Origin of the sequence: Archangium gephyra (assembly GCF_049060025.1) — a bacterium.
GTDB lineage: Bacteria > Myxococcota > Myxococcia > Myxococcales > Myxococcaceae > Archangium > Archangium gephyra_A.
Map to the genome: position 1 here is coordinate 1,970,644 of NZ_JBMEQQ010000002.1, position 22,442 is coordinate 1,993,085.

A 22,442-nucleotide genomic window follows, 5' to 3' on the forward strand; every position below is an offset into this window, starting at 1 on the left:
CGGTGCCCGGCTCTGTCTATACTCGGCCTCCTGATGGCTCCCCCCTGCCCGCACTGCGGTAGCACCGATGGTTCCGATCACCTGTGCAGCGCCTCCCAGATGGCGCTCATCGGCCAGGTGCTCGATGGCCGTTACAAGATTGAGGACGTGATCGGCCAGGGCGGCATGGGCATGGTCTTCAGCGCCACCCAGACGTCCGTGCAGCGCCAGGTGGCCGTCAAGACGCTCAACCCCTCGTTGGCGGCCGCGCCCCAGTTCTTCGAGCGCTTCCGGCGCGAGGCGGAGATCGCCAGCCGCCTGCGCCACCCCAACGTCATCACCATCTACGACTTCGGCCGTGCCCAGGACGGCACCTGCTACTACGTCATGGAGCTGCTGGAGGGCGAGAGCCTGCGCGAGCTCGTCAAGCGCGACGGCCCCATGTCCCTGCGCCGCGCCGTGGACGTCATCGAGCAGGCCTGCCGCGGCCTCGCCCATGCCCACGAGCAGGGCGCCGTCCACCGCGACATCAAGCCGCACAACATCATGGTGCAGCAGCTCGACAAGCGGGACTTCGTCAAGGTGCTGGACTTCGGCCTGGTGAAGGCGCTCGAGGCCGAGGACGAGCATCAGCTCACCTCCACCGGCCAGGTGCTCGGCACGCCCCAGTACATGCCTCCCGAGCAGGCCGGCGGCGAGCACGTGGATCACCGCTCCGACCTCTATTCGATGGGCGGCGTCTTCTACTACTGCCTCACGGGCACCTCGCCGTACGGGGCCAACACGGTGCGCAAGGCGCTCACCGCCGCCCTGACGCAGCCCCCGCCCACGGTGGCCGCCAAGCGCCAGGGCGCTCCCGTGCCACCGGCCGTCGAGGAGTTCTTCCAGAAGGCCCTCGCCCGCGAGAAGGAGGACCGCTACCAGAACGCCCAGGAGTTCATCGACGCCATGCTGGACGCGGTGGCGGACGCGACTCCCGAGGAGCTCGATGCGATGCCCACCGGCTCGGCGCCCGAGGCGGGCAACGCCAGCAAGAGCAGCCGGGCGGGCAGCAGCAGCAAGCCGGGCCAGCGCAGCGTGTCGAAGCCGGGCCGCTCGTCTCCGAGCGAGTCGCGCTCCCGGTCTGGCGCCCCCGCGGCTCGCGGCGGTTCACAGCCCTCCGCGGCCCGCGCCGCCCCGCCCGCCTCCCGAGGCTCCCAGCCGTCCAGTCCGGCCTCCGCCCGGTCAGGCAGTGGATCCGCCTCGGCCGCCCGTCAGCGGACTCCGCGCCCCGAGGCCGCCGCTCCCGCGCCCCACCACACCCACTCGCTCGCGGAGGACACGCAGCGCGGCTCCACGGGCAGGAAGATCGCGCTCGTGGCGGTGCCGCTGCTGCTCATCGCCGCGGGTGGCGCCTTCGTGGTGATGCGCCCCGCCGCTCCGGTCGAGGCGCCTCCTCCCGCCGCCGCCGAGGTGAAGCCGGAGCCGAAGCCCGCCGCGCCCGCCGTGGACAGCATGATCCTGGTGCGCATCCGCTCCACGCCCGAGGGCGCCACCGTCTTCGCGGGGGATGTGCAGATCGGCACCACGCCGCTGGAGCGCCGGCTGCGCCGCGACGAGGTGCAGGAGTTGACCTTCCAGCTCGCGGGGCACCAGGACCTGAAGCGCAAGCTGGACTTCACTGGCGTGCTCTCCGACGCCGAGGCCGTGAGCGTGACGCTGGAGGCCGTGAAGACCGTTCCAGCGGAGCCCTCCCGGCCCTCGCGCCCCGCGAAGCCGAGCAGGGAGAGCAAGGAGAAGGACGACATCGCCATCTGGGAGTAGCGCGGGGTTCAACCCGGGGGGCGTGGCACCCTCACCCCGTCCCTCTCCCGAGGGGAGAGGGGTTCTTGGCGAGTGGTTGTCACTCAGGGGTTGTCACTCGAAGGTCACGAGCTTCGGCAGCACCTCGCCGCTGCGGCCCTGGACGAAGTGGTGGAACCGGTCCGCGTTGTCCGCTGGATCCGCGTTCACCAACCACGTCTGCCCTCCCCCCTTCCGCGCCCCGTCCACGAAGCCCGCCGCCGGCCACACCGCCCCGGACGTGCCCACCGCCATGAAGACCAGGCGCGTGTCCAGCCGCTGGAGGAATTCCCCCACCTCGATGAGCTCCCGCGGGTTCAGCATCTCGCCGAACCACACGATGTGCGGGCGCAGCGCTCCTCCACACTCGCCACACAGCGGCACCGTCCCCTCCGGGTACTCCAGCCGATCCTCGAACGGCGTCCGTTCGCACCGCGTGCACCGCGTGGTGAAGAGGTTGCCGTGCAGCTCCACCATCCGCTGGCTCCCCGCCTTCCGGTGCAGCCCGTCCACGTTCTGCGTCACCAGCAGGAACCGGTCCCCCAGCTTCTTCTCCCACTCGGCGATCGCCAGGTGCCCCGGGTTGGGCTCGCACGGTGCCGCCCCCGCCCTTCGCTGCGAGTAGAAGCGCCACACCAACGACGGGTCATCCCGGAAGCCCTCCGGAGAGGCCACCCGCTCGACGGGGTGGTTCTCCCAGAGCCCATTCGAGCCCCGGAAGGTGGGAATGCCACTCTCCGCGGACACGCCCGCCCCCGTCAGGACGAGCAGGCGGGTTCCCTCGTCGATTCGCAGCGTGTTCATGTTTCCTCCCGGTATCGCGGCTGGATCCGGATCAGGTTAAACATGCGCCGCGCGCCGGTGCGACACCCCGCCGGCTCCTGTTTCGAGGACTACACACCATGGCTGAAGTCACCCTGGATCTGCGCGGCCTGCCCAAGGCCGAGGCCTACGCCGAGCTCAAGAAGCACACCGAGGCCATCCTGGAGGGCATCAACGACGACGTGGCCGCCATGGCCACCATGAGCTGCCTGCTCCACCACGCCTTCGGCCACCTGTGGACCGGCTTCTACCGCGTCGTGGAGCCCGGCAAGCTGCTGCGCGTCGGCCCCTACCAGGGAACCCTCGGCTGCCTGGAGATCCGCTTCGGCAAGGGCGTCTGCGGCACCTCCGCCGCCAAGGGCGAGACCGTCGTCGTCGCCGATGTGCACGCCTTCCCCGGCCACATCACCTGTGATGGGCGTTCCGCCTCGGAGATCGTCGTTCCCGTCTTCGGGCCCAACCGCGAGCTGATCGCCGTGCTCGACATCGACTCCGAGCACAAGTCCACCTTCGACGACGTGGACCGCGGCGCGCTCGAGGAGCTGGTGGGCTGGTTCTCGCGCCGGAAGTAGGGACTCGGGTTGATGCGGGGGGTGCACACGGGTCCGTGGCACCCTCACCCCGTCCCTCTCCCGGGGGGAGAGGGGAAATTAGCGCTTGGACATCCGCTCCAGGATCGTCTGCTCCAGGATCCGCACCACGTCGGACAGCGGCATGCTCGTCGAGTCGAGCCGCATCGCGTCCTCCGCCGGCTTCAGCGGCGCCACCGCTCGCGACGCGTCGTCCTGGTCCCGTTTGATCTGATCCGCCAGCACGTCCTCCAGCGAGCGCTCCACGCCCTTCTGGAAGAGCTCCTCGAAGCGGCGCCGCGCCCGGGTGTCCGGATCCGCCTCCAGGAAGAACTTCGCGTCCGCGTCCGGGAACACCACCGTCCCGATGTCGCGGCCCTCGAGGATGGCGCCCTTCGGCGTCTCCAGTGCCAGCCGCCGCTGCAGCGACAGCAGGCCCGCGCGCACCACCGGCCGGCTCGACACCTGCGAGGCCGCCATCGAGTTCTCCGGCGTCCGGATCTCCCCCGACACGTCCTCGCCATCCAGGAACACGTGGTTGTCCTCGCCCACCACCTGGAAGGAGATGTGCACCCGGCTCAGCAGCTCGCCCAGCTTCTCGTCGTCGTCGAACGCGAGCCCCTCGCGCCGCGCCTTCAACGCCACGCTGCGGTAGATGGCTCCCGTGTCCACCAGCGCGAAGCCCAGCCGCCGCGCCAGCACCTTCGACACCGTCGACTTGCCCGCGCCCGCCGGGCCGTCGATCGCCACGATGAAGGGGCGAGCGCTCATGAGGCGAGCACCTCGCGCAGCACCGCCACGCAGCGCACGTTCTCCTCGCGCGTCCCCACCGAGATGCGCAGCGACGTGGGGTAGCCGTTGCCCACCATGGGCCGCACGATGATGCCCTTGCGCAGCAGCTTCTCGTACAGCTCCATCGCCGGCCGTCCGAAGTCCGCCAGCACGAAGTTCGCGTGGCTCTCCGCCAGCTTCGCCCCCAGCTTGGGCAGCTCCGTCTGGTAGTAGCGCAGCCCCTCGCTGTTGAGCTCGCGCGTGCGCCGCACGTGCTCCGCGTCCTCCAGCGCCGCCAGCCCGCCCATCTGCGCCGGAACCGTCAGGTTGAAGGGCATCCGCGTGCGCTGCAGGTACGCCACCAGCCGCGCGTCCATCACCCCGTACCCCAGCCGCAGCCCCGCCAGCCCGTAGATCTTGCTGAACGTGCGCAGCGCCACCACGTTCGGGTGCTCGCGGAAGTACTCCACCGCGCTGAAGTACTCGGGCCATTCCACGAACTCGAAGTAGGCCTCGTCGTGGACCACCAGCACGTGCTCCGGCACCTTCGCCAGGAAGGCCTCCCACTCCTGGCGCCCGAACGTCGTCCCCGTGGGGTTGTCCGGATTGGCGATGAAGATCATCCGCGTGCGCGGGTTGATCGCCTTCGCCATCGCCTCCAGGTCATACCGGTGCCCCTCGCGCATGGGCACCTCCGAGAAGGGCCGGCCATGCGCCTGCACCGAGATGCGGTACGCCGGGAACGAGCCCTTGGACAGCAGCACCTCGTCCTCGGGCGTGGTGAAGGTGCGGATGAGCAGCTCGATGAGCTCGTTCGAGCCACTGCCCAAAACCACCTCCTCCGGCTTCACGCCCAGGTGCTCGGCCAGCCGGCGCACCAACGCGTAGCTGCTCGCGTCCGGGTACAGGTGCACCTTCTGCGACGCGGCCCGCATGGCCTCGATGGCCTTGGGCGAGGGCCCCAGCGGGTTCTCGTTGGAAGCCAGCTTGATGACGCCCGTGAGCCCGTACTCCCGCTCCGTCTCCTCGATGGGTTTGCCCGGGACATAGGGCTTGAGCGTCTCGATGTACGGCGGAACGAGCGGTCTCATGGGCGTGTGGCTTCCTTTGGGTACGGCTAGCGCCCGGAGAACACGCCGAGCGCGCGGAACTTCTGATATCGGTCCTGGACCAGCTCGTCGCCCGACAGCTCCGACAGCGCGGCCAGGTTCTTGCGCAGCACCTTGGCCAGGTTGTCCGCGGCCTTGGCGTAGTCGCGGTGCGCACCGCCGGCCGGCTCGGGGACGATCTCGTCGATGATGTTCATCTCCTTGAGATCCTTGGCCGTCGGCTTCATCGCGTCCGCCGCCTTGGCCGCCTTGGTGGCGTCACGGAAGAGGATGGAGGCGCAGCCCTCGGGGGTGATGACCGAGTAGACGCTGTTCTCCATCATCAGCACGCGGTTGCCCACGCCGATGGCCAGCGCGCCGCCGGAGCCGCCCTCGCCGATGACCGTGGCGATGATGGGCACCGTCAGCCGGCTCATCACCTCCAGGTTCACCGCGATGGCCTCGGCCTGGCCGCGCTCCTCGGCGCCGATGCCCGGGTAGGCGCCCGGCGTGTCCACGAAGGTGAGGATGGGCTTGTCGAAGCGCTCGGCCATCTCCATCAGCCGCAGCGCCTTGCGGTAGCCCTCGGGGCGCGGCATGCCGAAGTTGCGCGCCATGTTCTCCTTCGTGTTGCGCCCCTTCTGGTGGCCGATCAGCATCACCGTCTGGCCATCGAAGCGCGCGAAGCCGCCCACGATGGAGGGATCCTCCCCGAAGCGGCGATCCCCCGCCAGCTCGAAGAAGTCCGTGAAGAGGTGCTGCACGTAATCGAGAAAATACGGACGCGAGCTGTGGCGCGACAACTGCACCACCTGCCAGCGGGAGAGATCACTGAAGATCTCCGTCTGCAGCTTCTTGGCCTTCTTCTCCAGCTTGGAGATTTCCGAGGTGAAATCCACCGAGCCGCTCGCCGAGAGGGCCTTGAGCTCGTCAATCTTCTTCTCCAGCTCGATGAGCGGGCGCTCGAAATCGAGTGGATAGTTGATGCCGTTCGCCATGGCGCCGGACCCCTATCACCTGCCCGTGGGCCTTTACAACGCGCAACCCGTTACGCGGTGCGTAGAATCCCCCTTCCCTCCCATCCGTCGGAGTGTCATGCACCGCCTGCTGCTCCTGTTCGCCCTCGTCCTCGCCGCCCCCTCGTCCGCCCAGTCGGCCCGCGCCCTCAACACCGAGGGTTTCCGCCTCTACCAGGCCGGTAAGTACCCTGAAGCGTTGGAGAAGTTCGAAGCCTCCGCCCAGGCCGACCCCAAGTTCGCCCTCGCCCACTACAACGTGGCCGCCACCCTCGGCGTGCTGCGCAAGCAGGGGCAGATCTGCCCGTACTCGGCCCACCGGCAGACGATCCTCGAGCGGCTCAACCTGGCCGTCCGGTTGGATCCCCGCCGGCTCACCCGGGCCAGGCAGGACGCGGACCTGGACCCCATCCGCGACACCCTGGGCTGGCAGAAGCTGCTGGGCCGCTCCCCCGAGCGTCAGGGCGATGTCCCGGAGAGCTCCTGCGCCGCGTCACCTGGTTCTCCCCCGGCGAGGGCGTCTACGGCTCCACCCGCAGGCTCACCTTCCCCGACGGCAAGCGCGTCGTGCTCTGGCGGCGGATCATCGAGGATCCCACCCGCACCGAGGAGCAGACCGGGACGTACAAGATCAAGGGCCGGACCATCACCCTGAGCTTCCCGGGCAAGAAGCCCCTCCCGGGCCGGATGACCCCTCGCGGAGTGCTCGAATTCGAGGAGTTGGGGGCGTTTCAGGACTCTCCGTCCGAGTGCGAAGCCTAGGACGGATTCCATCCGGAGCCCGCCCGGGGGGACTTGGCGGCCGAGCGCCCCCTGCTCACCCTCCCAGCAAGGAGGTGACGGGGGATGGTGCGACTCGCGGGACGTCAGTGGGGATTGGTGGCCGTGGTGGCGAGCACCCCGTTCCTGTTCGCCTTCCTGCTCGCGGCTGCCTCTCCGGGCCTCGTCGAGCCCGTGCTCGGCACGGCGCTCGGCGGCGCGAGCTGGGTGCTGGCCGCACTCCTGGGGCTATTGGGCGGCGCCCTGTTCGCGAGCTGTCTCGGCACGCTGGCCCAGTCGCCCGGGCTCGGCAGCTCGCCGATCCGGCGCGCCCTCGGGCTCGTGTTCGCGACCCTCGTCCCGATGGGGCTGTGCATCATCCCCGCGCTCTGTCTGCTGCTCGCGGGGCCGGCGCTCGCCATGCGCCTCGAGCGCGGCACGGCAACGCCTCGCGAGGAGCGGTTTCATCCGGCCCGGGAAGCTCGCCGAGAAGCTCCGGTACCAGTTGCCCCGGGTGATTCCGCGGATGCCCCGGTTGGGCGCCTGGTGACCCTGGACACGGGCTCAACCCGGGGTTTTCGGAACCCTCACCCCGTCCCTCTCCCGGGGGGAGAGGGGATGGAGGCGCGAGGGGGGAGGCCTCGGAAGCCTCAGGCCGCCTTCGTCTTCGCCGTGGCGCTCAGGGCGTACCAGGCCGTCCGGAACGCCTTCAGCTCGCGCAGACCCGCCGGATGACGGCCCAGCGCCGGCGCCACCGTGACGGGCAGGCCGATCTTCTTCTCGATCACCTTCGCCGCGTTGAGCTCGTTCTTCCGCCGGTTCTCGCACTTCGGGCAGTCCGCCTTCGGACCCACCCGGTTCACCAGCACGCGCTCCACCTGCAGCTTGCGCTCCTTCAGGTACTCCACCAGCCGCTCGCTGCGCGCCGCCGCCAGCTCCTCACCCCGCGTCACCACCACGAAGCGCGACTCGGTGGGCGAGGCCAGCGCGTCCTCGAAGCGCTTGATGTGCTTGAGGAACGCCCCCATGTCCTCGGCCAGATCGCCCAGGCCCTTGGACCTGTACTTGGACAGCACCCCGTGCAGCGCCGTGAACCAGGCCTTGGCCGTGTCCGCCAGCTCCACCACGCGCATGGAATTCACCATGGGCGCCCCGTCCACCACGATCCGCTTGAAGCGCTCCTGCACCAGCGCGTCCGTCAGGCACGACATCGCCGCCAGCTCGTCGATGCCCGGAGGCGCCGCGTCCAGCATGTTGCGGAACAGCAGCAGATCCGCCGGCACCTCGTTGCCCGTCTTCGGCGCGCCCTCGAAGGCCTTCTCCGCCTTCTCCTTCCAGCGCTTGCGCAGGTTGCCGAACCAGCCCGCCATGTCCAGCTCGCGCGCGTACAGGCCCTTGGTGCCCTTGACCTGCGTCTCCACGTCCGTCAGCCGGCTCTGCAGCACGTCCGACAGCGAGTGCGCCGGATCCGTCGAGATGAGGAGCACCGGCCCCTCCTTCTCCGTCAGCGTCACCGCCGCGGCCGCCGCGCACGAGCTCTTCCCCACCCCACCCTGACCCACGAAGAAGATCAGCCGCGTGGGAGGCAGCGGAGGCGCCGCGATGGGCGGCATCGACGGAGCGCGCACCAGGGCCGGAGGGCCCTCGGACGCGGCGAACTCCATCGTCTTCGTCTCCTTGCCGCTCGCCCACTCCTTGGCGAAGGGCTTGAGCAGCTCCAGGCCCCGCGGCGCCACCTCGCGCTTGAGCACCAGGTGCACCGGCACGTTCTTGTCCAGCGCCTGGTACTTGCGCACGTGCGGCGCCTGCAACCCGCGGCGGCCCTGGCAGGCCGTACAGCCTTCCTTGTCCTCCACCTGGTTGACCACCACCTCCACCACCGGAATCCCGCGCTCGCGCAACTGCGTGAAATACATGCGCGTCTGCGCCTCGGGCACCGGCTCGCCCAGCGTCACCAGGTGGAAGGCCGAGCGCGCCGGATCCTTCAGCAGCGCCAGCAGCTTCTCCGCCCTGGCCGCGAACTCCTCGAGGAACACCTGCTCCTCCGAGGGTGCCGCCGCCTTCTTGACCTTGCCAGCGGCCCGCTCCGCCCCCGCCTTGACCATCCCCAGGAACTTGCGCAGCCCCACCGGCATGTCGAACAGGCGCAGCGTGTGGCTCGTGGGCGCCGTGTCCACCACCACCCGGTCGAACTCGCCGCTCTCGGCCAGCTCCACCACGTGCAGCAGGCCCAGCAGCTCCTCCAGCCCCGGCGTGGCCTGGCCGTACAGCTTGCCCAGGTCCTCCTCCGTCAGGTGCTGGCCCTTCACCGCCGCCTTCTGCAGCGCCGGCACGTACTTCGCCAGGAATCCCTTGGACAGCGCGGCGGGCTCCACCTCCATCGCCCACAGGCCCCCGTCCGCCTTGCCCTTCGCCGCCTTGCCCTTGCCCTTCGGCTCCGGCTTGCTCTCCTTCGCGGCCGCGGCCGCGGCCTCGTCCTCCTCCACCTTCACCGGCTTCGCCGACAGCTTCTTGTTCAGCAGATCCGACAGCGAACGCACCGGATCCAACGAGACGAGCAGCACCTTCTCCTTGGGCGCTTCATCCGCGAGCCGCAGCGCGTACGCCGCCGCGAGCGTGGTCTTGCCCACCCCGCCCTTGCCGCCGAAGAAGTGAAGAACTCGCGCGTCGCTCATGAAAACGTGGCCTTCCTTGACGCCCACGGGCGCGTGGCCGGTCTCCGTCTTATTCTTGACAGCCGCGGAGAGGGCACACCGGAGGTGCTCCTGAGTAGGGAGCTGTATCACCGGCTACCCCGTGGGTGTGTGTACCGGAAGGATCGCCCGCAGTGACCCTGTGAGTCAAGCGAAGACGGGGTATCCCACCCCGCGCTTCGCGCACCGCGTCATGCCTCGTCCACATGAGGAACATGCGCCCTGGCGCACGCTCTCCCGGTATCTGGACGTGGACGGGGAGTGCATGACCGGGCCAACCGGACAGGTCGGCTCCGGGTCAGGTTCCGCTGAAGTAGGTAGGACGCGGTGGGACGGCGATCAGCGGATTTCCGGGTTGCTGCCCAGCGACGGGCCGCCATGGCCCGACAGGGTGTTGCCCTGGGAATCCTTGCCGCCCTGCTGGCGGGCCTCGGCCGCGTAGCGGTTGAGCTTGTTGTAGAGCGTCTTCTCGCTCACCCCGAGCACCTCGGCCGTGCGGGCCTTGTTGTTGCCGTTGCGCTGGAGGCTGCCGAGGATGTACTCGCGCTCCACCGCGTCGAGCGACAGCCCGTAGGGCAGGCGGAAGGTGTGGCGCTCGGGACTCTTGCCCGCCATGTCGGGGGGCAGGTGCTCGCGCATGATGAGCTCGCCATCGCAGAGGATGACGGCGCGCTCGACGGCGTTGCGCAGCTCGCGGATGTTGCCCGGCCACTCGTGGTTCTTCAGGGTCTCCATCGCGTCCGGGTGCACCCCCGTCACGCGCTTGGCCGAGTCCCCGCGGAACTTCTCCACGAAGTGCTGCACCAGGATGGGCACGTCATCGCGCCGGTCGCGCAGGGGCGGCAGGGCGATCTGGAAGACGTTGAGGCGGAAGTAGAGATCCTCGCGGAAGCGCTTGGCCTCGATCTCCTTCTTGAGATCGCGGTTGGTGGCGCACAGCACGCGCACGTCCACCTCGAGCTCCACCTTGCCGCCCAGCCGCCGCAGCCGGCTCTCCTCGAGCACGCGCAGCAGCTTGGCCTGCAGCTCGATGGGGATTTCACCGAAGCTCGTCCAGGAAGAGCGTGCCGCCATGGGCCAGCTCGAAGACGCCGGGCCGGCGCTGATCCGCGCCGGTGAAGGCGCCCTTCTCGTGGCCGAAGATCTCCGACTCGATCAGGGTGGCGGGGATGGAGGCGCAGTTGATGGCGACGAAGGGCTTGTCGCGGCGCTGGGACAGGTTGTGGATGGAGCGCGCCACCACCTCCTTGCCCGTACCGGACTCACCGGAGATGGCCACGCTCGCCTTGGAGGGGGCCACCTTCTCGATGAGCTCGAACACCTTGCGCATGTTCGCCGACTGGCCGATGAAGTCCGAGGAGCCGAGCTGCTTGAGGCGCCGGCGCAGGCCCTGCACCTCGCGCATCGTCTCCTTCTTCTCCAGCGCCCGGTCGATGCAGACCTTCAGCCGCGCGGTGTCGAGCGGCTTGACGATGAAGTCATAGGCGCCCTCGCGGATGGCCTCCACCGCGGCGGCGATGGTGCCATGACCGGTGAGGAGCACCACCGGGCAGTCCGGCAGCTCGTCGCGCAGCGCGCGCAACAAGCCCAGACCGTCCGTCTCCGGCATGGCCAGGTCGGACAGGACCACGTCCGGGCGGAACTCGCCCGCCTTGCGCAGAGCATCGTGCGCGTCGAACGCGGTCTCGACCTTGTGGCCCCAGGCGGTCAACATCTCCGCCAGCGCCTCACACGTATCGCGCTCGTCGTCCACGGCCAGAATTCGCGCGCTGCCCACGTGAATACCTCCAGACATCTAGAACAACCCAGATAAAGGAAACGTTGCGACCACCACCGCTCGCTGGATCAGACGAGCGGGAACGAAAGCCGGCACATGCCCGGGCGCAGCTGCAGCTCCACACCGAGCTGCGCACACCGCAGCTCCAGGGCCGCGGCGGCTTCCGGAGTGGACTCCGTGGGCGAGGTGTTGGCATCCACCACCTCGAGCACGGCCCGGGACTCCTCGGCGCGGACCGCCACCAGCACGTCCGCGCCCTGCTCCGAGCGGCCGTAGCCCCTCATCAGGGCCTGCACCACCAGGAAACCCAGCTCGCCGGTGTCCGACAGCCGTGCCCGCACCCCGGCGGAGATGGCCTGGCGTACCTGGAGGCGCCGCTTGCGGCTCTCGTGCGCCAGGACCTCCAGGGCGCGCGTCACCGTCTCCGACAGGTCCGCGTCACCGGGCACGCCCGGGCGGTTCACGATGAACTCGGCGAAGCGCCGGAGAATCCCGTCCACGCGCTGGATCTGATCGCGCATGGACTTGAGGTTCTTCTCCTGCGAGGGAGGCACCTGGCCCGTTTCGGCCTTCAACTTCTCGGACAGCACTTCCAGGTGGATGGAGAGCGCGTTGAGGGGATTGCGCACATCGTGCAGCAGGCTATCCATCAGTGAGGGCACCGCACTGTAACGAGCGGCATCCACCACCGGGTCCGCCCCTTCGCGCACCGAGGGCGCACCGCTGTTCGCAGCCGTGGAGGTAATCACGAAAGCTCCTAGAGATTGACCGGCGCCCTTCACACCCGCCGCCCTGTCGCTGCGAGGATTTAGGGAGCCGCCCAAGTACCGTCAACCCTGGGGCGGTAATTCTTGCTGACTGGGAGGAATTCCCACAACGAACCGTCGGACACTCGGCTGTTCAGATGTCCCCGATCAGACGCTTCACTCGTACTGCAGTTCGAGTCCACGCCTGGTTCGTGCAGCGGACAACAGTGTGAGCGGCGCGATCAGCGCTCGCCGGGCTGCTCGGCGGGGCCCGGGCCCACGAGCTCGATGCCCAGCCGGCCCGCGTACTCGAAGATGCGCGGATCACGGTAGAACTCGCCGTAGACGATGCGGTGCACGCCCGCGTTCGCGATCAGCTTGAAGCACGGCCAGCAGGGACTGGCGGTGGTGTAGAGCGTTGTGGGCTTGTCCCGCTCGCTGTCGATCCGCACGCCGTTCTTGGCGGCCTGGATGATGGCGTTGGCCTCGGCGTGGACGGTGGCCACACAGTGTCCGTTTTCCATCATGTGGCCCACGTCGCTGCAATGGGGCAGGCCACGGATGGAGCCGTTGTACCCGGTGGAGAGGATGGTCCTGTCGCGGACCAGGAGGGCACCCACGTGCTTCCTGTCGCAGGTGGCGCGGCTGGCCACCTGACGCGCGATGTCCATGAAGTACTGATCCCACGAGCTCCGGTCATTGCCCATGCGTGCCTCCGCCTCCGGCGGATGTACCGTGGCGGGGCCCGCAGTCGAATTTCCGGCCGGAAGCGCGAGGGAGGCTCGCGACGGGGGCTAGCGGCTGGCGGTCTGCGAGGAGCCGCCCGTGCCCGGGTCCGTCCCCGCCGCACCGGTGCCCAGCAACCGGGCGAAGCCCTTCTGCTGGAGGAAGAGGCGCACCTTGGAGCTGGGCGCGGCGAAGGTCTCGCCGGGCATGGGCACGTCGAAGCTGAAGTTCTGCTCGGCCACGGCGAAGCCCACCTTGGCGGTGCGGTAGCCCTCGACGATGGCGAGCAGCTTGCCGGACTCGAGGCTGAAGATGCCGCCGCCCGAGGCCCCGTAGCCGATGGCCGCGTCCGTCTTCACCATGCGCGGCGTCTTGCTCTCCTTGTCCCACTCCACCTGGGACACCATGCCGCCGGAGAGCGACAGGGCCCGGCCGAAGGGCGAGGCGGCCACGACCACGTCATCGCCCAGCTCCAGCTCCGCGTCCGCGGCGAGCTGCGCGGGCCGCAGCGGCAGGCCCGGCACCTTGAGCAGCGCCAGGTCCATGTCCGGCACCACACCGGTGGCCACCACGAGCGCCGTGTACTCGGTGGAGTTGGCGCGATCGTCCACGATGGCCACGAGGCGCGGGTCCTTCAGGTCGCCCATCTCCACCGCGTGCGCGTTGGTGATGACGTAGCTGACGAGCCCCTCGGGCGTCTGCTCGCTGCCGATCACCACGCCCGAGGCGGTGCGCCGGGCCTTGCCCTCCTCGAGGATGGAGAGCCGGACGTTGTGGGGGAGGATCCGTTTCACCTGCTCCTTGCGCGTGAGCCGGGGAGTCAAGGCGCCCACTTGCTGCATCACCACCGGAGTGCCGCCCGCCCCACCGGTGCCCGCCGCCTCGGAGAGCGGAGGGGGCGTCGGGGAGGCAGCGCAGGAGAGCATGGCGAAGAGGGCGGGCAGGCCCAGGGAGAAACGGTTCATCGACGCTCCGATGCTGGGGGTGGAGGGAACAAAACCCCTCTACCTTTAAAGAGTCCCCATCATCCCCGCTGTAACGCGGTTTCGGAAAGCATCACGGCCACCGGGCGCCCGCCCGCCCGGCTGCTTCCGGGGGAATCACCCGTAGCGCTTCTTCATGAGGAAGAGGATGGCGTCCTTGGCGCAGTGCTCGCAGTAGCCGTAGCGCTCGTGCATCGTCTTGAGGGTGCTCTCCACCTGGGTCTGCTCGCGCGAGGACAGCGAGCCGCGCTCCTCGGAGAGGTACTTGAGGACGTTCTCCTTGTTGCGGCGCAGCACGCGCTTGCGCTCCTCGAAGTAGTGATCGCGCAGGCGGCGGAACATGTCCGGGAAGATGCGCGGGTAGTCCATGTCCGCGTCCGGGTTGTCCAGCTTGTGCGCGCCGATCTGCGAGATGAGCCCGCGGCGGAACTCGCCCGGATCCTCGCCCCGCGGCATGACGATGGCCTCCATCTCCGCCATGCGCTGCTCGTCCGGGCGCTCCATGCCGCCGGTAATCCGGTTGCGGATCTTCTCGCCCTTCACCCAGTGGCTCACGTTGTAGACGTAGCGCTCCACCAGCTCGCGGTACTGGCCCTCGGAGACGAGCCCCATGGACTCACGGACCTCCTCGTCCACCCGGTCGAGGTACTCGGCCTCCACCGCGCGCACGAATTCCTCATGGTCGTGGTAGCCGTCCACCACCTCCTGCAGGAGGAACTCGTAGACGCTCTTGTCCTTGCAGATGGCCTCGAGCTCCTCGATCACCGCCAGGGCGTTGAGGCACTTGTAGTCGGCGTTCTGCGCGGCGTTGAAGAGCGCCGTCTTGATCTCCCGGGCGCTGGCGCCGCTGCGGCCCTCGTAGTTGGGGTAGGCGTCGGACTCCTCGTACATGTCCGTGCGCAGCTTCCGCAGCTCCTTGCCGTGCGAGAGGCTGAGCCGGTCCGGCACCACGCCCTCCTCGTACAGGTGCATCTTCTCCACCGGCGTCACCTGATCCACCAGTTCCTTCACCTCGGGCGCGTAGCGATCCGGAATGGGCTTCTTGAGGCGGGTGAGCACGGCCCACATGGCGGCCACCTCGGTGGCATGCGGGGCCACGTGCTTGCCCACGGTGGTGGGAGTGATTTGCGCGTCGTAGATCTGCTGCTCCAGCTTGAAGCGGCGCAGGTAGGGCACGCGCACCAGCTCGATGCGGCCCTTGAAGGAGGCGAAGTCCGGCAGTTCCTTGAAGGCACCCAGGTGCTTCTCGTTGGACGAGGCGATGAGCACCTCGTCGAGCTGCAGCACGAAGTGCTCCAGGGGCACCTGGGACGTCTCGCTGAAGCCCAGCAGGTACTTGAAGGCCTCCAGCGGGCGCTTGAGCAGGTCCGAGTACTCGATGAGGCCGCGGTTGGCGTGCACCAGCGGGCCGTGGGGCTCGAAGAGGGCCACGTTGTGGAGCGCGGGCGGGACGTTGAGCTGGGTGCGGTCCGCCGTCACCTGCTGGTACATGGCGTCCACGCTCATCTGCGGCTCCACCGTCACCGTGCCCACCTGGTAGCGGCGCGAGATGTAGTAGCGCTCCACGCGCACGTGGCGCAGCACCTGGAGGTAGTCGCCCTTGTAGTTGGCCAGCAGCGCCGTGTAGATGCTGCGGCACTTGTGGCACAGCTCTCCGTGCACCATGTAGTCGGAGAGCACGAAGTCGCTGTCACCCTGCCCGTCCCCGTTGCCCAGGCCCTTCTTCTTCAGCGCGCCCTCGAGCAGCCGCTGGCGCTCGGAGGGAGGGACGACGAAGAGCGGATGGTCGCGCAGCTCGCAGGGGATGCGCACGTCGATGGACTCGGCGTCCAGGTGCGCGTAGGTGGACAGGTCCCCCGCCGTGCCCGAGCCGACCGTGGCCGCCGCGCGCTCGCCACCGAAGCCGATGGAGCCCTTGACGAGCTTCTCCGAGGGGAAGATCCAACTGAGGCGGTAGAGGGCCCCCTGGGGCTGGCGCGAGTAGTCCTCCATGCCCGCCTTGAGCGCGTTGACGAGCGTGGACTTCGCGCTGCCGTTGGGGCCGTGCAGCATGATGAGCTTGTTGATGCGGCCGGCGCGCGTGAAGTTGCCGAGCAGCCGGTAGATGGCGTTCTGCACATCCTCCTGGCCGGAGACACCGACCCGGCCATCCCGGTCACTGGCGGGGACGTCGAAGACCTTGAAGCGGCGGATCTTCCCCGTGGGGTGCGGCACCGTCTCCGTGCCGTAATGGTCCATCACGTCGCGCAGGTATTGGGCGGCGTTGCGCGACTGTCCCCGGGGATCCCCCATGAAGAGCGTGACGTACTCCTCGAAGGACAGAATCGAGCGATTCTTCACGAAGTCGTCGGACACCTGGGCGCCCACTTCCTGCAGGTATCGCTTGGCTTCCACGGGATGACTCCTCTGTGCTGTAGTTCAGGAACCCACTAACCACACCGGACGGTCGCCGCCACGTCGCGCGGACCCCCCGGAACTTTCCCCTCGGAGAGCGGGATGTCCAGGGCTCTTGTTTCCGTTGTGTTGTTGGCAGTGCTCTCCGCCTGCCCGCCTACCTCGACGACGCCGTGCGACACGGACACGGATTGTCCCGGAGGCCGGTGCCGCCTGGGCGGTTGTGGTCCGGTTTGCCTCGACGACACCGAGTGCGGAAGTCGACAGGTATGCGCGGGGGGCTCGTGCGCTCCCCGTCCCGAGTGCACCCAGGCCACGGACTGTGCCGAGGGCTTCGCCTGCATGGAGGGCCAGTGCCAATGTGGCTCGGACGCGGCCTGTGCCGCCAATCAGTCCTGCCGCGAGGGCCGGTGTGTCACGGCCGCCGCATGCACCTCGGCGGACGACTGCCCGGCCGGACAGCGTTGTGAGGTGGTCCAGGGCGTGTGTCAGGCCCCCTGTGCCCAGGCCACGGATTGCGCTCCCGGGGTGGATCCGCGCGTGGCCTCGCTGCTCTACGTCTGCCGGGCGGGCGACTGTCTGCGCCAGTGCGTGAATGATCAGCTCTGCGGCGCGGGCTTCGTCTGCGAGGCCGGGACGTGCGCCCGCGCCGGGTGTGCCACGCAGGCCGACTGCCCCTCGGGCCAGTACTGCACCAGCGCCACCGCGGGCCGCTGCCTCGAGTACCAGAACCTGCGAGTCCCAGGTGGAGTGCGGCCCCAACACCGAGTGCCGGGCCTTCACCCCGGCCACCTGTCCTCCGGGCTTCGACTGCGCGACGAAGATCTGCCAGGAGCTGCCGCGCTGCCTGCTGGACACGGAATGTGCCGCCACCGCGTACTGCCGCGATTCGCATTGCCAGCCGGGCGCCGCGTGCACCGATGGCAGCGAGTGCGCCTCGGGATTCACCTGTGTGGCGAGCCGGTGCGTGCCGGGTGGTTGCCGGGGGCACGCGGATTGCGCTCCGGGCGAGGCCTGCACGGATGGCGCCTGCCGCCCCGCGCCCTCGACGGCCAACATCGTCTCCATCGCCCTGAGCCCCCGGGTGCTCACGCTCGTGGTGGGTGATACCGCACAGCTCTCGCTGGTGGCCTTCACGCTGGACGGAGCCAGCTTCCCCCTCTCGGAGGCCAGCTTCTCGCCACTGGACGCGAGTGGCGCGGTGAGGGTGTCGCCCTCGGGCCTGGTGACGGCCGTGTCCTCCGGAACGGTGCGCGTGCAGGCACGGCCCGTGGGCTCGGTGGTGTCTCCCCAGGAGGCCACCCTCACCGTGCTGCCCTCCCTGGAGAGCGGCCGGCGGATCATCGTGGTGGATGCGGCCTCCCGGCGCCCGCTCGCCGACGTGGAGGTGCTCGGCTGTGACGCGCCGCCCGCCTCCGGCCCCTGCCCCACCCCCCTCACGGTGACGACGGATGCGTTCGGCGTGGCCCTCTTCCCCGGCTTCACCGGAGCCACCGCCAGCTTCTCCGCCGCCTCGGCCGAGACCCGGGCGGACTCGCGTCCCCGGTATGACCGCGTCTCCGTGGTCTCCACGCCCGCGCGCGACGTGCTGCTGCCGCTCGGGGAGAACCCCGTCCACGGCGCCGCCGGCTTCAACGCGGGCATCAGCTTCAACGAGGTGCATTCCTCCGGCGAGCTCTCGCTCGGCGTCTCGGTGCTGTCCGCCGGGGATCCGACGGCGGTGGACCTCGGCAACCTCTTCGGGGAGACCTTCCTCGTTCCCCTCCCCGGCCTCACCCAGCGCATCCCCGCTCCCGGCGGCCTCGTGGCGTACGCGACCCTCGGGCTGGCGGGCAACACGGAGATCAAGACGCGCTCGTATGGACTGGGACAGGCCGGGCGCCGCACCGCCGTGGCCTTCGCCGGCAAGCTGCCGCTCGCCCGCGCCACAAGCCTCCGCCCCACGGACCTGCTCGCCTACACCGGCGCGATGGACTACGCCCTCCAGGCCTTCACCCCCATCACCCACCTGCCCTACGTGCCGGACGAGACGGACCTCGATGGGGATGGCCTGTGCTCGGACACCACCCGCTGCGTGGGCAGCGAGGATCTCCCGGACTACAGCCGCTTCACCGGCCTCACCCACCGCCCCCGCCGCGAGCAGCTCCGCCGCACCGAGGTGGTGATCCCCCACCTCCCCTCCGGCCTCGATACCGCCGTGGTTGCCGCCGTGGAGCTTCTCCCCCGAGGCGGGTCTCATGCCCCTGGGGCTCGCCTCCCAGGCGGCCGGAGCGGCCTGGCCGGATGGGACCCGGCCCGTCCAGCCGGTGCTGCTGCGCAGCGGCGCGCCGTACGGAGGGACGGAGGTGGGCACACCCGGAGTGTGGGTTCTCGCCACGTCCGGCACCTCGGGGGGCTCGGTCAGCGGGAGCATCGTCCGCGCGCCCTCGCTCCCCACCCGTGTCTCCATGCCCGCCTTCCTGCCCGTGCCCACCGCGGCCTACACACCCGCGAGCCGCACCCTCACCCCCTCCCCGGCGAGCTGGAACAACCTGGCCGGAGCGGGCGCGGGGCTCGCCCGGGTGACGCTCACCGGCGCCCAGGGACGGCACGTGGTGTTCTTCGCCCTGGAGGCGGGCGGAGCGGCCGTGCGGGTACCGGACTCGCCCGCCGGAGCAGGAACGGATCCCGCCGGGGAGACCGGCGTGTCGCTGGAGGTGGCGGCCCTGCGGCTGTCCCCGGGGGTCTCGGCCGAGGGCCTCCTGGATGCTCCCGGGGTGAACCTGCTCCAGTTCCCTGGCGTGCTGGACGCCTACTCTCGCTCGCGACCCCAGTGAAGTTGCACTAACCTCGCGAGTTGATAAGCCGGGGCGCTTTCCCCTCGCCCCGAGCCCCCCTTTCTTCGGAGTCCACGCGCGATGCACAAGGATCCCATCATCGGCATCGACCTCGGCACGACCAACTCGTGCGCCGCGATCGTCGAGGACGGTGGGAACGTGAAGCTCATCCCCTACAAGGGCGGCGAGTACACCATCCCCTCCATCTTCGCGATCGACGACAAGGGCAACGAGTTGATCGGCTACGAGGCCAAGCGCCAGTGGCAGCTCAATCCGAAGAACACCATCTACGGCTCCAAGCGTCTGGTCGGGCGGCATTACAAGAGCGACATCGTCGACGCCATGAAGAAGGTCGTGGCGTACTCGGTGCGCCCCGGCAAGAAGAGCGGCGTCGTCCTGGACGTGGGCAAGAAGGAGTTCTCCCTCCAGGAGATCAGCGCCAAGATCCTCAACAAGATCCGCGACGTCGCCGCCAACTACCTCAAGACGCCCATCAAGCGCGCCGTGGTGACGGTGCCGGCCTACTTCAACGACCGGCAGCGCCAGACCGTGAAGGAAGCGGGCAAGCTCATCGACCTCGAGGTGGTCCGCATCATCAACGAGCCCACCGCCGCGGCCCTCGCCTACGGCGCCGGCAAGGGCGTCAACAAGAAGGTGCTCGTCTATGACCTGGGCGGCGGCACCTTCGACGTCTCCATCATCGAGATCCGCGATCGCATCTTCGAGGTGAAGGCCACCGGCGGTGACGTCTTCCTGGGCGGCATCGACTTCGACAACGCCATCATCCACCACGTCCTGACGGACTTCGCGTCGAAGACGGGGATCGATCTGGCCACGGATCCCGTGGCCATGCAGCGCATCAAGGATCTCGCCGAGCGCACGAAGATCGATCTGTCGGCGCGCGATGACGTGCAGTTCAACATCCCCTTCATCACGATGACGGCGCAGGGCCAGCCGCTGAACATCGAGATGAAGTTCACGCGCAAGATGCTGGAGAAGCTGACGAACCACCTGGTGGATCGCACGCTCCAGATGGTGGCGCGGGTGCTGGTGGACTCGGGGCTGAGCACCAAGGACATCGACGAGGTGCTGCTGGTGGGTGGGCAGACGCGCATGCCCGTCGTGCAGGATCGGCTGACGAAGTTCTTCGGCAAGACGCCGAGCAAGGGTGTACACCCGGACGAAGCCGTGGCCGTGGGCGCGGCGCTGTACGCCAAGTCGCTGGAGGACAACTCGAGCCTGCGGCTGCAACTGCTCGATGTGATTCCGATGGCGATCGGCCTGGAGCGCGCGGGCGGGGCCTTCCACACGGTGTTCCCGCGCAACGCCCCGATTCCGAACGCCAAGCAGGTGGTCGCCACCACGAGCATGGACAACCAGACCGAGCTGGCCATGCGCATCTTCCAGGGCGACCACGAGATGGTCGCGAAGAACGACATGCTGGGCGAGTTCACCTTCTCGGGGATCCGCCCGGCCCGGGCAGGCACCGTGCAGGTGGAGATCACCTTCGACGTGAACGTGGAAGGCATCCTCACCATGCGCGCCAGGGATCCGGCCACCGGCCGCGAGATGAAGACCACGGTGCGGGTGAGCTGACCTCGCGCTCCCGCGCGCGCCTGCTTCCCACGCGAGCCTGCTCTCCCTCTGTGCCTATTTTCCCTCGCCCTCCGGGAGAGGGACGGGGTGAGGGTGCGTGCTCACCTGGGTCCAGATCCGTGTGAGCACGGCCTCCGTCTCCTGCAGCACGTCCCGATTCGAGAACCGCAGCACTGTCAGCCCGTGGGCTTCCAGGAACGCCGTGCGCTCCGCGTCCCGTGCCTGCTGTTCCGGCTGTGCATGGCCGTCCCCGTCCAGCTCGAGCACCAGCTTCGCCTCGTGCGAGTAGAAGTCGAGGATGTACGGACCGAACTGGTGCTGGCGCCGGAACTTCACCCCCACCAGCCTACGGGCCCGCAGCAGTCTCCACAGCAGGGACTCGGCATCCGTGGTGTCCGCCCGGAGCCGCCGGCACAGCGCGAGCAACCCGAGTCGATCCAGTTCACCGTGGGACGATCTGTACACGCACCCTCACCCCGTCCCTCTCCCGAGGGGAGAGGGGAAATTGGGGGGAAGTTGGCACAGTGATCGAGGAAGTGGAAAAGCCCCCGTGCCTCGGTGGGCAACGGGGGCTTTTCTACGCGGAGAGACGCCGGGCTACGCCGACTTCTTCTCCTTCTCCATCACCAGTTGAGGCGGTTCGTGCTTGGTCACCACCGTCTCGGTGATCTTGCACTCCTTCACCCCATCCCGGTACGGGACGTCGTACATGATGTCCAGCATCGCGTCCTCGAGGATGGCACGCAGGCCGCGCGCTCCGGAGTTGCGCCGCATCGCTTCCTTCGCGATCGCCTTCAGCGCCTCCTTCGTGAAGGTCAGCTTCACCTTCTCCATCTCGAAGAGCTTCTGGTACTGCTTGATCAGCGCGTTCTTCGGCTGGGTGAGGATCGTGATCAGATCCTCTTCCTTCAGGTCGTTCAGCGTCGCCACCACCGGCAGACGGCCGATGAACTCGGGAATCATCCCGAACTTCATCAGGTCCTCCGGCTCGACCATCGCCAGCAGCTCGCCCACGCTGCGCTCTTCCCGGTGGGTGATCTTCGCCCCGAACCCCAGGCCCTTCTCGCCCACCCGGCGCTTGATCACTCCATCAATGCCGTGGAACGCGCCGCCGCAGATGAACAGGATGTTCGTCGTATCAACCTGCACGTACTCCTGCTGGTTGTACTTCTTCCCACCCCGCGGCGTCACATTGGCGCGCGTTCCCTCGATGATCTTCAAGAGCGCCTGCTGCACGCCCTCGCCGCCCACGTCCCTCGTGGCGCTCGGCGTGTCACCCTTCCGGGCGATCTTGTCGATCTCGTCGATGTAGACGATGCCCCGCGCTGCCTTCTCCACGTCGTAATCCGCGTTGTGGAGCAGGTTCTGGATGATGTTCTCGACGTCCTCACCCACGTAGCCGGCCTCGGTGAGGCTGGTGGCGTCCGCGATGGTGAAGGGAACGTTGAGGAAACGCGCCAGCGACTGCGCCAGCAGCGTCTTGCCGCTTCCCGTGGGGCCCACGAGCAAGATGTTGCTCTTGCTCAGCTCCACCTCATCCGCGCCCGAGGCCTTCATCCCCGGACGCGGCCGCGCAGCCGGCTTCTTCTGATAGATGCGCTTGTAGTGGTTGTAGACGGCAACGGAGAGGACCTTCTTCGCCTGGTCCTGTCCGATGACGTAATCGTCGAGGAACGCCTTGATCTCCATCGGCGTCGGCAAGCTGACCTGCGGCTTGCCCTCCTCGCGCTCGTTCTCATCCGCGATGATGTCGTTACAGAGCTTGATGCACTCGTCGCAGATGTAGACCGTCGGGCCCGCGATGAGTTTGCGGACCTCGCGCTGGGACTTGCCGCAGAACGAGCAGGACAGGTTGACGTGGTGCTCCTTCTTCACTGCCGCCTCCG

General features: G+C 68.6%; 17 protein-coding genes and 1 pseudogene. 6 read left to right on the forward strand and 12 right to left on the reverse strand.

Annotated features, from left to right (window positions below):
* The first annotated feature begins 99 nt into the window (after positions 1-99).
* The gene (locus ACN28I_RS08525; protein ID WP_420941585.1) at positions 100-1,782 is read left to right on the forward strand and encodes a serine/threonine protein kinase; all 1,683 of its coding nucleotides are present in this window, start codon (positions 100-102) and stop codon (positions 1,780-1,782) included.
* A 93-nt stretch (positions 1,783-1,875) separates the two neighbouring features.
* Here ACN28I_RS08525 and ACN28I_RS08530 read toward each other — a convergent pair whose 3' ends face one another.
* Entirely contained in the window at positions 1,876-2,604 is a 729-nt protein-coding gene (locus ACN28I_RS08530; protein WP_420941586.1) for an NAD-dependent deacylase, read from the reverse strand.
* A gap of 98 nt (positions 2,605-2,702) precedes the next feature.
* Here ACN28I_RS08530 and ACN28I_RS08535 point away from each other — a divergent pair, with 98 nt between their 5' ends.
* Positions 2,703-3,194, forward strand: a complete 492-nt coding sequence (locus ACN28I_RS08535; protein WP_420941587.1) for a GAF domain-containing protein — start codon at positions 2,703-2,705, stop codon at positions 3,192-3,194.
* A gap of 78 nt (positions 3,195-3,272) precedes the next feature.
* Here ACN28I_RS08535 and cmk read toward each other — a convergent pair whose 3' ends face one another.
* The 3 genes from cmk to ACN28I_RS08550 are packed head-to-tail and all read right to left on the reverse strand — an operon-like array spanning position 3,273 to position 6,048.
* On the reverse strand, positions 3,273-3,962 hold the full coding sequence (gene cmk / locus ACN28I_RS08540; protein ID WP_420941588.1) for a (d)CMP kinase: 690 nt from the start codon (positions 3,960-3,962) through the stop codon (positions 3,273-3,275).
* Positions 3,959-5,053, reverse strand: a complete 1,095-nt coding sequence (gene hisC, locus ACN28I_RS08545) for a histidinol-phosphate transaminase (protein ID WP_420941589.1) — start codon at positions 5,051-5,053, stop codon at positions 3,959-3,961. The genes cmk and hisC overlap by 4 nt, the downstream gene beginning before the upstream one ends.
* 26 nt (positions 5,054-5,079) lie before the next feature.
* Positions 5,080-6,048 (reverse strand): acetyl-CoA carboxylase carboxyltransferase subunit alpha, encoded by a 969-nt coding sequence (locus ACN28I_RS08550; RefSeq protein WP_420941590.1) that lies wholly within the window; start codon positions 6,046-6,048, stop codon positions 5,080-5,082.
* A gap of 97 nt (positions 6,049-6,145) precedes the next feature.
* On the opposite strand from ACN28I_RS08550, the gene ACN28I_RS08555 reads away from it, so the two are divergent.
* Positions 6,146-6,721 (forward strand): hypothetical protein, encoded by a 576-nt coding sequence (locus tag ACN28I_RS08555; protein WP_420941591.1) that lies wholly within the window; start codon positions 6,146-6,148, stop codon positions 6,719-6,721.
* 191 nt (positions 6,722-6,912) lie between these two features.
* Positions 6,913-7,560 carry a hypothetical protein gene (locus ACN28I_RS08560; protein ID WP_420941592.1) on the forward strand — a complete coding sequence of 216 codons (648 nt, stop codon included), beginning with the start codon at positions 6,913-6,915 and terminating at the stop codon, positions 7,558-7,560.
* Here the strand turns inward: ACN28I_RS08560 and ACN28I_RS08565 are convergent.
* The 6 genes and pseudogenes from ACN28I_RS08565 to ACN28I_RS08590 form a co-directional block, all read right to left on the reverse strand.
* Positions 7,476-9,500: an ArsA family ATPase gene (locus tag ACN28I_RS08565; protein ID WP_420941593.1), complete on the reverse strand. Its 2,025-nt coding sequence runs from the start codon at positions 9,498-9,500 to the stop codon at positions 7,476-7,478. The two genes, ACN28I_RS08560 and ACN28I_RS08565, sit on opposite strands and share 85 nt — an antisense overlap.
* 357 nt (positions 9,501-9,857) lie before the next feature.
* Positions 9,858-11,295, reverse strand: a pseudogene (nla6, locus tag ACN28I_RS08570) (enhancer binding protein Nla6).
* 68 nt (positions 11,296-11,363) lie between these two features.
* On the reverse strand, positions 11,364-12,044 hold the full coding sequence (locus ACN28I_RS08575; protein WP_420941594.1) for a histidine kinase dimerization/phospho-acceptor domain-containing protein: 681 nt from the start codon (positions 12,042-12,044) through the stop codon (positions 11,364-11,366).
* A gap of 239 nt (positions 12,045-12,283) precedes the next feature.
* Positions 12,284-12,748: a deoxycytidylate deaminase gene (locus ACN28I_RS08580; RefSeq protein WP_420941595.1), complete on the reverse strand. Its 465-nt coding sequence runs from the start codon at positions 12,746-12,748 to the stop codon at positions 12,284-12,286.
* Positions 12,749-12,835: 87 nt separating this feature from the next.
* The gene (locus ACN28I_RS08585; protein WP_420941596.1) at positions 12,836-13,732 is read right to left on the reverse strand and encodes a S1 family peptidase; all 897 of its coding nucleotides are present in this window, start codon (positions 13,730-13,732) and stop codon (positions 12,836-12,838) included.
* A gap of 135 nt (positions 13,733-13,867) precedes the next feature.
* Entirely contained in the window at positions 13,868-16,144 is a 2,277-nt protein-coding gene (locus ACN28I_RS08590) for a PrkA family serine protein kinase (RefSeq protein WP_420941597.1), read from the reverse strand.
* Positions 16,145-16,889: 745 nt separating this feature from the next.
* Between ACN28I_RS08590 and ACN28I_RS08595 the strand changes: the two genes are divergently transcribed.
* On the forward strand, positions 16,890-18,971 hold the full coding sequence (locus tag ACN28I_RS08595; RefSeq protein ID WP_420941598.1) for a hypothetical protein: 2,082 nt from the start codon (positions 16,890-16,892) through the stop codon (positions 18,969-18,971).
* A gap of 70 nt (positions 18,972-19,041) precedes the next feature.
* Entirely contained in the window at positions 19,042-20,556 is a 1,515-nt protein-coding gene (locus ACN28I_RS08600) for an Hsp70 family protein (RefSeq protein ID WP_420941599.1), read from the forward strand.
* A 54-nt stretch (positions 20,557-20,610) separates the two neighbouring features.
* Here ACN28I_RS08600 and ACN28I_RS08605 read toward each other — a convergent pair whose 3' ends face one another.
* Positions 20,611-21,021, reverse strand: a complete 411-nt coding sequence (locus ACN28I_RS08605; RefSeq protein WP_420941600.1) for an endonuclease domain-containing protein — start codon at positions 21,019-21,021, stop codon at positions 20,611-20,613.
* Between the two features lie 132 nt (positions 21,022-21,153).
* Positions 21,154-22,431, reverse strand: coding sequence for an ATP-dependent Clp protease ATP-binding subunit ClpX (gene clpX / locus ACN28I_RS08610; RefSeq protein ID WP_420941601.1), 1,278 nt, complete (start codon positions 22,429-22,431; stop codon positions 21,154-21,156).
* Between the last annotated feature and the right edge of the window lie 11 nt (positions 22,432-22,442).

Bases quoted from the DNA above. Each gene is read 5' to 3' on its own strand.
- ACN28I_RS08525 (WP_420941585.1), top strand. From the start codon at position 100: ATGGCGCTCATCGGCCAGGTGCTCGATGGCCGTTACAAGATTGAGGAC.
- ACN28I_RS08530 (WP_420941586.1), bottom strand. From the start codon at position 2,604: ATGAACACGCTGCGAATCGACGAGGGAACCCGCCTGCTCGTCCTGACG.
- ACN28I_RS08535 (WP_420941587.1), top strand. From the start codon at position 2,703: ATGGCTGAAGTCACCCTGGATCTGCGCGGCCTGCCCAAGGCCGAGGCC.
- cmk (WP_420941588.1), bottom strand. From the start codon at position 3,962: ATGAGCGCTCGCCCCTTCATCGTGGCGATCGACGGCCCGGCGGGCGCG.
- hisC (WP_420941589.1), bottom strand. From the start codon at position 5,053: ATGAGACCGCTCGTTCCGCCGTACATCGAGACGCTCAAGCCCTATGTC.
- ACN28I_RS08550 (WP_420941590.1), bottom strand. From the start codon at position 6,048: ATGGCGAACGGCATCAACTATCCACTCGATTTCGAGCGCCCGCTCATC.
- ACN28I_RS08555 (WP_420941591.1), top strand. From the start codon at position 6,146: ATGCACCGCCTGCTGCTCCTGTTCGCCCTCGTCCTCGCCGCCCCCTCG.
- ACN28I_RS08560 (WP_420941592.1), top strand. From the start codon at position 6,913: ATGGTGCGACTCGCGGGACGTCAGTGGGGATTGGTGGCCGTGGTGGCG.
- ACN28I_RS08565 (WP_420941593.1), bottom strand. From the start codon at position 9,500: ATGAGCGACGCGCGAGTTCTTCACTTCTTCGGCGGCAAGGGCGGGGTG.
- ACN28I_RS08580 (WP_420941595.1), bottom strand. From the start codon at position 12,748: ATGGGCAATGACCGGAGCTCGTGGGATCAGTACTTCATGGACATCGCG.
- ACN28I_RS08585 (WP_420941596.1), bottom strand. From the start codon at position 13,732: ATGAACCGTTTCTCCCTGGGCCTGCCCGCCCTCTTCGCCATGCTCTCC.
- ACN28I_RS08600 (WP_420941599.1), top strand. From the start codon at position 19,042: ATGCACAAGGATCCCATCATCGGCATCGACCTCGGCACGACCAACTCG.